At 59.4% G+C, this 12,566-nt stretch carries 13 protein-coding genes and 1 tRNA gene; 4 read left to right on the forward strand and 10 right to left on the reverse strand.

The annotated features are described in order from the left end of the window. Positions 1-48 precede the first annotated feature (48 nt). The 8 genes from rpsR to VFQ24_00325 form a co-directional block, all read right to left on the reverse strand. Entirely contained in the window at positions 49-342 is a 294-nt protein-coding gene (gene rpsR / locus VFQ24_00290; GenBank protein HET9176778.1) for a 30S ribosomal protein S18, read from the reverse strand. Between the two features lie 15 nt (positions 343-357). Continuing rightward, entirely contained in the window at positions 358-750 is a 393-nt protein-coding gene (rpsF, locus tag VFQ24_00295; GenBank protein ID HET9176779.1) for a 30S ribosomal protein S6, read from the reverse strand. Positions 751-756: 6 nt separating this feature from the next. Beyond that, positions 757-1,344, reverse strand: coding sequence for an aminoacyl-tRNA hydrolase (gene pth / locus VFQ24_00300; protein ID HET9176780.1), 588 nt, complete (start codon positions 1,342-1,344; stop codon positions 757-759). Between the two features lie 47 nt (positions 1,345-1,391). Then, positions 1,392-2,099 (reverse strand): 50S ribosomal protein L25, encoded by a 708-nt coding sequence (locus tag VFQ24_00305; GenBank protein HET9176781.1) that lies wholly within the window; start codon positions 2,097-2,099, stop codon positions 1,392-1,394. Positions 2,100-2,145: 46 nt separating this feature from the next. Then, entirely contained in the window at positions 2,146-3,099 is a 954-nt protein-coding gene (locus VFQ24_00310; GenBank protein ID HET9176782.1) for a ribose-phosphate pyrophosphokinase, read from the reverse strand. A 36-nt stretch (positions 3,100-3,135) separates the two neighbouring features. Continuing rightward, positions 3,136-3,209, reverse strand: a tRNA-Gln gene (locus VFQ24_00315). 104 nt (positions 3,210-3,313) lie between these two features. Beyond that, complete coding sequence (gene ispE, locus VFQ24_00320) at positions 3,314-4,204, reverse strand: 4-(cytidine 5'-diphospho)-2-C-methyl-D-erythritol kinase (protein HET9176783.1); 891 nt, start codon at positions 4,202-4,204, stop codon at positions 3,314-3,316. Positions 4,205-4,273: 69 nt separating this feature from the next. Continuing rightward, complete coding sequence (locus tag VFQ24_00325; protein HET9176784.1) at positions 4,274-6,358, reverse strand: tetratricopeptide repeat protein; 2,085 nt, start codon at positions 6,356-6,358, stop codon at positions 4,274-4,276. A 248-nt stretch (positions 6,359-6,606) separates the two neighbouring features. Here VFQ24_00325 and VFQ24_00330 point away from each other — a divergent pair, with 248 nt between their 5' ends. Further along, entirely contained in the window at positions 6,607-7,155 is a 549-nt protein-coding gene (locus VFQ24_00330) for a DinB family protein (protein ID HET9176785.1), read from the forward strand. Positions 7,156-7,844: 689 nt separating this feature from the next. Here the strand turns inward: VFQ24_00330 and VFQ24_00335 are convergent. Then, positions 7,845-8,225: a hypothetical protein gene (locus VFQ24_00335; protein HET9176786.1), complete on the reverse strand. Its 381-nt coding sequence runs from the start codon at positions 8,223-8,225 to the stop codon at positions 7,845-7,847. A 240-nt stretch (positions 8,226-8,465) separates the two neighbouring features. Here VFQ24_00335 and VFQ24_00340 point away from each other — a divergent pair, with 240 nt between their 5' ends. Then, entirely contained in the window at positions 8,466-9,269 is an 804-nt protein-coding gene (locus tag VFQ24_00340; protein HET9176787.1) for a dienelactone hydrolase family protein, read from the forward strand. A gap of 20 nt (positions 9,270-9,289) precedes the next feature. Here the strand turns inward: VFQ24_00340 and VFQ24_00345 are convergent, their stop codons facing one another. Then, positions 9,290-10,648, reverse strand: a complete 1,359-nt coding sequence (locus VFQ24_00345) for an amino acid permease (GenBank protein ID HET9176788.1) — start codon at positions 10,646-10,648, stop codon at positions 9,290-9,292. 138 nt (positions 10,649-10,786) lie between these two features. Here VFQ24_00345 and VFQ24_00350 point away from each other — a divergent pair, with 138 nt between their 5' ends. Beyond that, complete coding sequence (locus VFQ24_00350; protein HET9176789.1) at positions 10,787-11,770, forward strand: PIG-L family deacetylase; 984 nt, start codon at positions 10,787-10,789, stop codon at positions 11,768-11,770. Positions 11,771-11,919: 149 nt separating this feature from the next. Beyond that, the gene (locus VFQ24_00355) at positions 11,920-12,345 is read left to right on the forward strand and encodes a VOC family protein (GenBank protein HET9176790.1); all 426 of its coding nucleotides are present in this window, start codon (positions 11,920-11,922) and stop codon (positions 12,343-12,345) included. Positions 12,346-12,566: the final 221 nt, after the last annotated feature.

Genomic DNA, 12,566 nt, shown 5'->3' on the forward strand with positions numbered 1-12,566 from the left:
TTTTCGCCTTGCTTTTCCCCCGCGCGCCTGCCAGCAGCCGGGAGGAAACTAGACCTCCGACGCGAAAGGAAGCAGCGCAATATTGCGGGCCTGCTTGATGGCCCGGGTCAGCGCGCGCTGATGCGGCGAGCAGGTCCCCGTCAGCCGCCGGGGAAGGATCTTGCCCCGATCCGCGACAAACGACCCGATCAGCCTTACGTCCTTGTAGTCGATAAATCCGATCTTCTCCACGCAGAACTTGCAGACCTTGCGCCGGCGGAAGTATTGCCTCCGCCCGCCTGGTCCACCTGCCGGGCGCCTTCCGGGACCGCCTTCTGCCGATTTTGATCGATCATAAGCCATAGGTGTTACTCTCCCTTAACTCTGAGATGCCGTTTCCGTTCCGGACGGTGCTTCAGGCGCGGCGGGTGGCGGCGCTGCCGGGCGCTCTAACGAAGCTTTCTTTTCCGCTTCCGGCTTCACGCGCTCATCAACCCGGACAGTCTGATACTTGATCACCGCGTCGGTGACCTTCAGCCTCCGCTCGAATTCACGCACCGTGTCGCCGTTCCCTTCAAAGATGAAGAGGATGTAAAAACCCTCACGTTGCTTCTTCACGCGGTAAGCAAGCCGTCGCCGGCCCATCTTGTCGATCTTTTCAGTTTTTCCGCCCGCGCCCGAAACCACCGCGTCCATCTGGGCGGTCAGTTTATCAATTTCCGGCTCGGGCACGTCGGTCCGAGCAATAAACATCATTTCGTATTTCGCCATAAATTCTCACTGCTCCTCTGCCTGTGCCTGGACCTTTCGATTGAAAAGGTTCATTGCTTTTTCTACGCCTTCCTTCAGGATCACCCGGACCGCCTCGACGGCCCGATCGACCATCTGCGCCACAACTTGCTGGTCCCTTTCACGGAAAGGAGAGAGGACGTAAGCGACCAGGTCCTCCGCCGGATTATCAGGCCCGACCCCCATGCGTATACGCGTAAAGAGGTCTGTCTCGAGCGCGCCGATTACCGACTTCAAACCGTTGTGGCCACCGGCGCTGCCCCTCGGGCGAATCCGCAGCGAGCCCAGCGGAAGATCGACATCGTCTACCAGCACGATTAAATCCTCCAGAGGCACATCCAAGCTCCGCAAAAGGCCCGAAACCGAAACTCCACTCAGGTTCATGAACGTCTGAGGCTTTGCCAGAACCACCTGCTCGCCCTGAAACCGGGCGGAAGTAATTTTCGCGCGGGCTTCGCGGCGCGAGAATTCCGCCCGGCAAATTTCCGCCAGGCGGTCAACCGCCATGAACCCCAGATTGTGGGGCGTCAAATGGTATTCGCACCCGGGGTTACCCAGACCCACAATCAGTTTCACCCCGCTTGTTCCATTCCCTTCTATACCAGCGGGCGCTGATCGCACGCTTATTTCTTTTCTTTCTTGCCTTCTGCCTTCGCTTCCTTCGCTTCTTCGGCGCCTTCCTCTTCTTCCGGCTTGCGCTTGCGGATCAATTCGGGTTCGGAAGGCACTGGCGCAGCTTCAGCCGTTTCCGCTGCCGGCTCAACCTCCGCCTTCGGGGCCACGACATGGGCCACAACGCGGCCCGGTTCCGCTACCACTTTCACGCTGGCTGCCACAGGCAGGTCAGAAACGCGAAGCTGGCGCCCGATCACCAGGTCAGACACATCCACGGTGATGTGCTCCGGGATGTCGTCGGGAAGGCACTCCACCTCTACTTCGCGCAGGATGAACTCCAGTACGCCGCCCTGGAGTTTGACGCCCTGGGGCTCTCCGGTTATCCGGATGGGCACCCGCACCTTCAATTTTTCATCGCGGGCGATCCGGACCATATCGACGTGCATCAGGCCACCCTTGATGGGCTCCCACTGCCACTCACGCAGCATGACTCGCGCCGGGGCTTTGTCCGGGATTTGCAAAGTGAAGATGGCGTTGTGCCCGGCCTCGGAATGTAGAATGCGGACGATCGCCTTCGGATCGACGGTGAGAGAAACCGAAGGTCCTCCGCCGCCGTAGACCACCGCGGGAACGCGGCCGGAATGCCGCAGCCGCCTGGCGGCATTCTTGCCGAAACTTTCGCGTGCCTGGGCCTCAACGTTTAATATTTCAGCCATGATTGTTTACACCTCGAAAATCAGACGCAAGCCAGCCGGTCGGGAGTTAGATAAACAACCTGCTCACCGACGTTTCCTTATAGATCGACTTGATGGCTTCCGCCAGCAGATTTGCCACGCTCAGGACCTTGATGCGTTCGCACGCCTGGGCTTCCGGGAGCAGGGGAATCGAGTTCGTAGCCACAACCTGTTCGAGCGGCGAATCCATGATGTTGTCGATCGCGCTCCCGGCAAAAACTCCATGGGTGCAGCAGGCAAGAACACGGCTGGCGCCCTTGGCCTTCAAAGCCTTTGCTCCCTGGCCGAGCGTACCGCCGGTCCCGATCATATCGTCGACGATCAGGCAACTCTTGCCATCGACTTCGCCGATCACGTTGAACATCTCGACCACGTCCGCATCTTCCCGGCGCTTGTCGATGATGGCCAGAGGCACCTTCAACCGTTTGGCAAAGGCCCTGGCCCGCTCCACTCCGCCGGGGTCGGGCGACACCACCACCAGGTTCTTAAGTCGCAGCTTTCGGAAATAATTCACCGTAACCGGCGTCGCATACAGATGATCGACCGGAATATCGAAATAACCCTGAATCTGCCCCGCGTGCAAATCGAGCGCCAGCACCCGGTTGGCTCCTGCTGAGGTCAAGAGATCGGCCACCAGCTTGGCTGAGATGGGCACGCGCGGCCGGTCTTTCCGGTCCTGACGGGCGTAGCCGTAATACGGCATCACCGCGGTAATCCGGTAAGCGGAAGCCCGCCGCAGAGCATCAAGAATGATCAGCAGCTCAACCAGGTTCTCATTCACGGGCCGGCAGGTCGGCTGCACGATAAAAACGTCCGCCCCGCGAACGTTTTCCATGATCTGGAGCCGCACTTCACCGTCGGGAAAGCGGCTGACGTTCATCCGCGCCAGCGGGACCCCCAGGTGCTGGCAGATTTCCCGTGCCAGGGCCGGGTGGGCATTTCCTGTCAGGATTTTCAGCGCGTGATGAATCCGATCAGCCATTCGCGTCCGTCAGCATTCTCTCCTGATCCTTAATTATGGCTGGGAGGCCTGGATTCGAACCAGAGTTCCATGCTCCAAAGGCATGTGTCCTACCACTGGACGACCTCCCAGTACCCTGACCCGAAAGCGGGAGACGGTCCATTAAAGCTTCGCCGCGCGCTAAGGGTACCGCCCGCGCCCGGGTATGGAACAGGTCCTTCTCACGCCGATTCCGTCAAACGTAAAGCCGCTTGAGATAGGCCGCGCGAGAAAGTGTCCGAACCTGAAACACCTTCCATCCAGCGGGTATCCGAGTTGCCGCTTCCCTCAGTTGTTGGGCAGATTCATAGACGGCGTATAGCGCTGAACCGCTACCCGTCAGGGAGGCTGTTTCGGCCCCGGCCCGGATAAGCTGGCGTTTTACTCTTGCCAGCTCAGGCCACCTCGCGAAAACGAACCCTTCAAAATCGTTTTCGGCCGGCCCCCAGGCTTCCAGGGGAAAAGGTGGCCGCTTGCCCAAAGAGCTAATTCTACGATCTTCTTCTCCCTCCGTCAACCGCATATCCAGCCCTCGATAAGCTTCCGCGGTCGAAACAGAGAATCCGGGGAAGGCGATCAGGCAATGACGCGCCGGAAGGTCAGTGAGCGGATAAACCTCTTCGCCACGCCCGCAGCCGAGCACGCGGCCACCCAGAAGGAACAGCGGAACGTCTGAGCCGAGCTTCGCAGCCAGCTCCAGCCGGGCTGCAAGGCAAAGCCGGTTGCCCGTCAGGCGTTCCAGAGCCAGTAGCGTAACTGCCGCATCGCTGCTGCCACCGCCCAATCCCGCACCCACTGGAATTTGCTTTTCGAGCTTGAGTCGAATCCCGCCTTCAAAACCGCGCGCGCGCTGCCAGAGCTCGGCGGTCCGGTAGACCAGGTTGTCCCGTCCCGAGCTGACATCTGCACAATCGCACTCGAACCGGATGCCTTTCTGGCGCGAGGAAATGAGGGCCTCCACGCGGTCAGCGAGTGCTACTGTTTGATAGATGGTGCGAATTTCGTGGAAGCCGTCCGGGCGTTTGGCGAAGACCTTGAGTCCGAGGTTAACCTTGGCAAAAGCGCGGGCTTGGACGGTTTTGATCAAGAGATACGACAGGACGGCGCCCCACCCCGCAAAACTGGGAAAGCAAACGGAGCAAATTGAATTGCGACGCTAATTCTGTCCCACTGGGCTGGCCGGCTGGCCGATCTGGCGCTTCAAGTTGTTGACCTGCTTACGGAGCTTGGCGGCCTGCTGGGGGTCAAAGTCACCCGACACCCCCTTATGCTCGAATCTCAGGGCATGCTCCCATTCCTGGAGCGCCTTCGCCTTTTCGCCCAGCGCCAGATAGACGTAGCCCAGGTGCTCGCGGATGGTGGGGTCATCAGGAATCAGTTTGACGGCTTTTTCCAGCGGGCCCTGCGCCATGTCATTGCGGTTCATCTTATGATACGCCCAGCCCAGGCTGTCGAGGTAGGCGCCGTTGTTGGGCTCGATTTTGAGCGCGTCCTTGATGTACTTCACGGACTCATCCAGGCGCACGCCGCGGTCCGCCAGCATGTAGCCCAGGTAGTTTGCAGCGGCATCATTTAACGGATCGACATCAAGGACCTTTCTGAACTGATCTTCCGCCAGATCAAACTTTTTTTGCCGTTCGTAAATGGAGCCCAGCAGGAACCGGGCGTATTCCTGGTCATCGGGATTGTGGCTGAGCGCCAGGGCCTTCTGGACGACCTCCTCGGCCTTGGTATAGAGCTTGGCCTGCGAGTAGATCTGCGCAATCGACAAGTAGATGTCGCGATCATCGGCATTGCCCGTCAGCATGCTTTGGAGCTGGGCCACGGCTTCATCCCGATGCCCTTCCTGTCCCAGCAGCGAAGCGCGCTGCATCCGCAGTTCGCGGTTGTCCGGGTATTTCTTCAGCGCTGCATCCGCTTCTTGAAGGGCCTTGCGGTTCTGGTGCATCAGATCGTGGAGGGTCCCGACAATCAGAGATTCTCCGCGCGGCGACTGGTCCCCACCCAACGCCACAATGCGTTGGAAGGTCTCGATGGCCTTGTCGAAGTCCTCCTGATGCTGGTACACCGTTCCCAGGAGCTGTAGATAAATGGCGCGATTGTTGGCTTCGGCCGGGTTGTACTTTCCGTCCGCTTTTTCGGTCTTCTTCAGCACGTCCTGCAGTAAACTGACCGCCTTGGCTTCATTGCCCAGGGTGTCTTCCAGGATGGCCTCCTGATAAGGAATTTCAGGATTGTCGGGCGCCAGCCCTCGCGCCTGTTCCAGCTCTTTCCGGGCATCGTCAAAATTGCCCATTTGGCGGTCGAGCTGGGCCAGCCGGACGTACGACGTCGGAGACTGCGGGTCAGACTTGACCATTTCCTGAAGCTGCGCCCGCGCCTCCTCCATCTTCCCCTGGGCCATCAGCGCTTCCGCGTAAGCGCGCCGAATGTCTTCGCTGTCAGGTTCGCTGTCCAAGGCTTTCTTGAATACTTCCTCGGCTTTCGTTAAATTACGGGTCTGAGCGTAGGAACTCCCCAGGAGATAGAGCAGCGCCGGGTCCATACGGCTGTCAGGAACGTTCTCAAGCAGAGAAATGATCTTGTCATAATCGCCCTGATCAAAGTAGAGCTGCGTCAGATTGACCAGAACATTGCGCGATTCGGGATTGTCAGAAAGAATCTTCTCAAACAGGGCTTCGGCTTTCTGGGGCTGATTGTCAGCCTTGTATAGCCTGCCCAGCATCAGGGCGGAGTCGGCGTCGTCCGGGTCGAGCCGGTGCACGGCTTCAAATTCGGCGATGGCCTTTTGCAGCATCCCTGGCGTCGCCGAACCCGAATTGGAATCGCCCATGGAACTGACATAGATGCGGGCGAGCAGGCGGTGGGCCTGGAGATCGTCCGGATTATCTTTGAGCACGGCCTGAACTTCGTTAACGGCGTCCTCAAGGCGGCTGACCCGCCAATAGAGTTCGGCAAGCTGCACCCGAAGGAAAAGCGAGCCAGGATCGGCAGCAATGGCCTTCTGATATTCGGTGATGGCGCGGTCAACGTAGTCGCTGCGATTGTAAATGCCGGCCAGGTCCTTGTATCGCTGCGCCAGCATGTAATGGTAATAAGCTGCAGCGTGGTCCTGCGTTGCCGTTGCCGGGGCCGTGGAGTCCTGGCCCTTACTCTGCACCTGCGCTCCCGCCAGAGGTACAGACACAAGCAGGAGCAGGCTGATGCCCGCTACGCCATATCTCATTCTTCTTGTCGTCATTTCCGCACTTCGCCCTTCTATCACTATCCTCGGAATTATCGCACACGGCCAATACACTGTCAAAATCGGCAAAGGTGAAAAGTCATTGAATTAACGGCGCTTCTCCCCGGTCGAATCGCGCCTGACCCAGTGCGCTGGCAACTGGAGAAATATCGGCTGTTGTGCCACTCTGGCAGCAGTGCGCCAGGGGATTGTGTCCTGCGGCGGCCCGCGCCCTGCCGGCCAACTTTGAGCCCAGAGGTGGATCCATGACTCGCGCTGATGCTTCGCCTGCTGAATTTCACCAGGTCCTGCTTGAAACCTACGCCGTGAACGACCGTATGAACCAGTTGATCGTCGAGCATTTGGACCCACGTGCCTGGCGGGCCAAGCCTCCCGGCCGCAAAACCCGCACCATCGCCGCGATATTCGCTCATGTGCACAACGTCCGCCGCAAATGGCTGAGGCTCTCCGCACCGCATCTCAAATTACCAGCTCAGATGGACCGGTCCCGCTGCACTCCGCGCCAGGCTCGCACTGCACTTGCGGAAAGCGCCCTGCGATGCGGGGAGATGCTTGCGGAGGTTCTGGGCCACCCGGAGGGCCGCGTCAAACAATTCCGTCGCGACGGTTGGGCAAGGCCATGGCACCCGGGCGCCGCCATGTTCACCTACATGGTTGTGCATGACGCTCACCATCGCGGAGAGGCGTGCATGTTGGCGCATCAGGTAGGATTCCCGCTTCCCGCCAACATCAACTACGGAATCTGGACCTGGGAAAAACTATGGAAGGAGTGTGGGTTTACTCGTCCGCGTTGAGGCGCAGGCGGACGGCCGCCCCGCCCTGCAGATAGACGCGGAAGGCGAGAAGTCTGAAAAAAGATGGAATCGGCGCTCTCCTCCGGCCGGAAAGAACTTGCGTGCCCATCGACGGCCGGCAGTCCGCGAAGTGGCCTGGCCTTACACATAGAGAACTTCCGAACCAGGCCCTAACCTGCTGAAAAGATACCCGTCTACGCTGCTCGGAGATGGTGGTTCGGGTGCCGGCTGGCAATCTTGGGAGAAGTTTATGCAGGTCCAGTGATCTTTTGGCCGGATTGTAGAACCGGAAACAAGTTGCACGGTCGAGGGTCAAGGACTGACGGCGGATGCACGTTTTGAGAACAACCGCCCAAGAAGGTCGTGCTCCTAAGCTGCTGAATCAAGGGCATAATCAGCACACATCGGTGGGCCGCTTATTAAAACACGGCAATCGCCCGGCGATCGACGATTTGGCAGGCGAAGTGCCTGATGAGTCCAACCAGAAGGTGGACATGTGCCGGTGCGCGGCGGCTGCGGGAGGGCGGCCACGCGCACTGTGCACGTCTGCCGGAAATGCCTGATGCCGGACGGATCTACAATGGATTAAAAGAGATCACGTCCTTCAACGCTGACGAGTAATGTCGCCCCTACGGGCAAGCTCAAATCCGAGGTTTCAAAATGCCTCCCCGAGGGCATGCCTCAAGTACTCATGCCGACCTGTAAAGCTTTGCGCAGAGAAGCCAGATCGCCAGGTTAATCGCCACCGCAACGAAAACACCGCCGAGTGATAGTTGGCTTATGGTGGCAGGGACGACGTGGAGAACCAATCTCTGGACAGCAAAGGCGGCAAGCAGCCCGCCGGGGAGCAGCAACAGATTTCCGGCAACCAGGAGGCCAACGCCAATTCCGGAGACGAGCGGGCTGGGACTCGAACTGTAACTGGCGGCCCACGAGAATGCTATGCCAGTCACCTGCAAGCTCAGGAATATCATCCAGGCTTTGCCGCTCACCGAGCCCTCTCGTTCGTCGTCGATGTCATATCGGCAGGGCGCCGTTTCAGGCGGACTTTTCCGACCGCTGCCCGGCAAAGGGTCCAGCCCCTGAATTGGGCATTGCCCACTCGCTGGCAAATACAGCCATGGCGCATTATGCCATGTGTGCAGGGAATTAAGAGAATGCGGCCGGCGGGCCTCGACGGCAGCCGGCGCCAGGTCCGGTCAGCACCCACCTCTTGTCAGCCATCCCTCTCATTGCGTATGATGACCTCCAATCCCAGGGAAGTTTCAAAAGCAGCCATCGCCGGCCACTTCGGCATGAAGGGAGGAAGTATGAAAGCCAGAATTCCAATTCTCAATGTGGTCCTCGTGCTCGTTTGCGCATCTATCCTTTCAGCGCAGGATTGGGCGCGGGCGAAAGTGGATAAATCTCCCCGGCACCGCGAGTGGGTGACCGTGAAGCACGACAGTCGCAGCGTGGACACCTTCGTTGTCTACCCTGAGGCCAGCGACAAGCGGCCTGTGGTTCTGATTATTCACGAAATCTTCGGAATGACGGATTGGGTGCAGGACCTCGCCGATCAGGTCGCCGAAGCCGGTTACATCGCCGTTGCTCCCGACCTGCTGTCCGGTATGGGGCCGAACGGCGGCGGAAGTTCCGCGTTTCCCCAGGGCGAAGCCGTTAAGGCGGTCAGCCACCTGAATCCTGATCAGATCACGGCTGACCTGAATGCCGTCGCCGATTACGCGCTAAAGATCCCTTCGGCGAACGGCAAGCTCTACGTGGCCGGGTTCTGCTGGGGCGGCGGGCAAAGTTTCCGCTTTGCCACCAACCGTCCCAACCTCTCTGCCGCCTTCGTTTTCTACGGACCGCCGCCGCCCGCCGACGCCATGGCTCGAATCAACGCTCCGGTGTATGGATTCTATGCCGGCAATGACGAACGCATCGGAGCCACCATTCCGACCGCGCGTGAAAACATGAAGACCGCCGGTAAAGCCTACGAACCCGTCACCTACGAGGGGGCCGGGCATGGCTTTATGCGCGGGGGCGAAGCGCCGGACGCGAACGCGGCCAACCAGAAAGCTCGCGACGAGGCGTGGGCGCGCTGGAAGAGCCTCCTCGCGCGCGGGCATTAAGCTGGGGGGTTGTGGCGCCACTACTCCTGCGCCGACGGTGCGGTTGACAGCATCTCTTGGATCGGCACGACCTTTCGCCAAATCCAGTACGCCAGCACGCCTGAGACGATAATCACGAAGGCCATGAATGAGGGCCATGGCTGCGCCAAAAACGCATCCACCACAAACCAGACCGACACGCCCACGAAGAGCCACATCGTGTACGGATACCCCCACATCCTGTAGGGCCTCTGTCGATGCGGCTGTTTTCGTCTTAACACAAAAACGGCGGCCACACTCAACGTATAGAATATCCACGCCGCCACGATTGAGTATGAGTATAGCGTATCGTAGGAACCAGTAAGGATGAGGGCTGCCGTCCAGATTCCTCCCCACACGATGGCGGAGCCGGGCGTCTGAAACCGCGGATGGATTTTCCCGAACCGCGCGAAAAACAGCCGGTCGCGTGCCTGGGCAAACGGTAGGCGCGCCGCCGTCAAAACGCAGCCGTTCACCGCGCCGATAATCGAAAGCAGAACCGTAACGGATACAAATGTTCCGCCGATGGACCCCATTGTTCGCGTTGCCAGGTCTGCTCCCACGCGCTCGGTCGAGGCGATTTCCGGTATCGTCATCACCCTCAGGTAAGCCAGATTTGCGAACAGGTAAAGGACGATGACCGCCGCCATCCCAATCACCAGGGCGCGCAGCAGGTTTCGCTGGGGATTTCGCACCTCACCCGCCACAAAGCTGACGTAGCTCCAGCCGTTGTACACCATCAGGCAGGCTGCCAGCGCGATGTTGAAGTGCCCGATGGTCAATGGAACGTGATCGGGCGTCCTGAGAGCGGCAGCAGGATGGGACAACAGGAACCCCGCACCGATAAGGACCAGCAATGCGGCAATTTTCAAAGCGGTGAAAACTCGCTGCACCCAGGCGCCTTCTTTTACGCCCAGGTAATTTACCGCCGACAGCGCCGCAATGAGTCCAATCGAAACCACTTTGCTTGCGGCCGGCGTGAGCGGCACAAAATAACCCGCATAGATGGAAAACGTCACCGCCAGCCATGCGCTCCCGCCCGACAAAACCGCCAGCATAAAGGTCCAGCCGCACACGAATGCGCACAGCGGACCGTAAGCTTCACGCAGGTAAACATACTGCCCGCCCGTGGCGGGTATCATCGCCCCCAGTTCGGCGTAAGCAAGGGCACCGAAAAGCGAGAGCACGCCTGCGCCGATCCAAGTCAAAACGATGGCATTGCTCGACGGAAGGTTTCGGGCAATCAGGTTGGGAAGCACAAAAATGCCGGACCCGATCACGATGCCGATGATAATCGCCGTGGCGTCCAGCATCCCGAGGCTGCGGAACAATTCAGGCGCGCTTTCGGCTTTTGACTCCACGCTCAGGCTCTCCCAGGCGCCGAGTCAGCAGAGTCCCGGCGCGCGCGGCAACGGCTTCCCTGTCGAACGATATTCTCAACTTCTCGATTCAGTTTGACGCTTGTAATGGGCTGCCTCGACGGGAGTATAATTGGCCCCATGCTACGACGCAAATTCTTCGGCAACCTGATCACTGGAAGCGCAATGACGCCCTTGGCAGGAGCTGCGCAGCTATCGCCTCCGCAGGCGTCGCAGGAACCATATCTTGAGCGCTCCGCTTCGGGCCAGCCGCACAAGGGGAAAGTCCTTCTCGCCGTCCAGGCGCACTCGGATGATGTTCCGCTGATGGCCGCGGGCACGGTGGCCAAGCTCATCGAAGAGGGCTATACGGGCTACCTGGTACGCGCCACCAACGATGACATGGGCGATTCGCCGGGGCTCGGCACCGCGGGAACGATCGGGGAAAACGTGCTTGGCAATGAGCGCGACACTGCGGAGGTGGCGCGGGCACTCGGCTGCAAGCAGCTCTTCGACCTGAACTACGGCAATCATCGGATGGCCAATATTTCGCTGAACGAATTGATCTGCCGGCTGATTCTGATTATCCGGCTGGTGAGGGCCGACACGGTGATCGGCTGGGACCCCTGGGGCCACGATGAAGAGAATCCTGACCATTACATGGTGGCCAGGGGCGTGGAAGCGGCGTGCTGGATGGCAGGCCGTGCGCACGATTACCCCGAGCAATTCGCTGCAGGTCTCCAGCCGAAAGAGGTGCAGGACAAATACTATTTCGCGCGGCGGCCGGAGATCACGCGCGTGGTGGATATCAGCGCGCAGGTCGATAAGAAAGTAGACGCGAACCGAGCCAATCGGGCAAAAGGTCCGGGCGGGCATCTGGGATCACGCCTGCGGGCAAGCCTGGCCAAGCGAAATCTGCGCCTGCCCCTGCTGGGCAATGACGATGGCACCGCCGATCGCAACTACATCAAGGAATTTGTCTTGAGGGAAAACCGCGAGCTGGGCAGTAAGTACGGCGTTGAGTACGCTGAGGTGTTCCACTACATTCCGCCCGGCGCGGCCAGCGCTGACATGGACCCGCGGGTTGCTGCCTACGTCAAAGAGCACGCTGTCCCGTTAAAGTGATCTACATCGGGTGATGTGGATGCGACGTGCAGCCCACCACACCGCCCAACCCATTCATTCACAACTAATAACCGCGGACCGCATCCCGGGCGGTCAGCGCCACTCGCTCGACGCTATGGTGTGGGTCTGGTTGTGTTAGGCTTACCAACATGCGCCCTCAACCTCTAATCGCCGTTACCGATGTTGAAGCAAGCAGCAGATGGTACCAGCGCCTGCTGGGCTGCCAGAGTGGTCATGGCGGGACCGAATACGAGCAGTTGGTCTGCAATAACCGGCTTGTCCTTCAGTTGCACAGGTTCGAAGTCGAACACCATCACGGCCCCATCGGCGATCGCAACGACAAGCCCTATGGAAACGGCGTACTCCTATGGTTCGAGGTGGACGACTTTGACGCTGTCATGGAACGTGCCGCCGAAATGGGCGTGGAAATTATAGTGCCCAAGCATCGAAACCCTCCTGATGGCGAGGGCGGTCCCAATCACTGGGAATGCTGGATGCGAGACCCTGACGGCTACATCGTAGTGGTGGCCAGTCCCTACGGCACCGCGGGCGGAACATGGCGTCCCAGCCAGTAGCGGCTCGGGCTAAAACTCTTTCCACCCTCCGGGCCCGGCAGGGCGGAAGGCTCACAAGCCGTAATAGCCGCAACGACGGACTAGTGTTGCGTGATATAAATAGATTGACTTATATCATTTCTTGACTTAAAGTGCTCGATGATGTCGCGTCGAGCGCCCACGATTGTGCTAAGTTCCGAAGAGCGAATGACCTTAGAGAGCATGGTCCGTTCTGCTTCCGC

It is taken from the genome of Terriglobia bacterium, from assembly GCA_035712365.1.
Lineage (GTDB): Bacteria > Acidobacteriota > Terriglobia > UBA7540 > UBA7540 > SCRD01.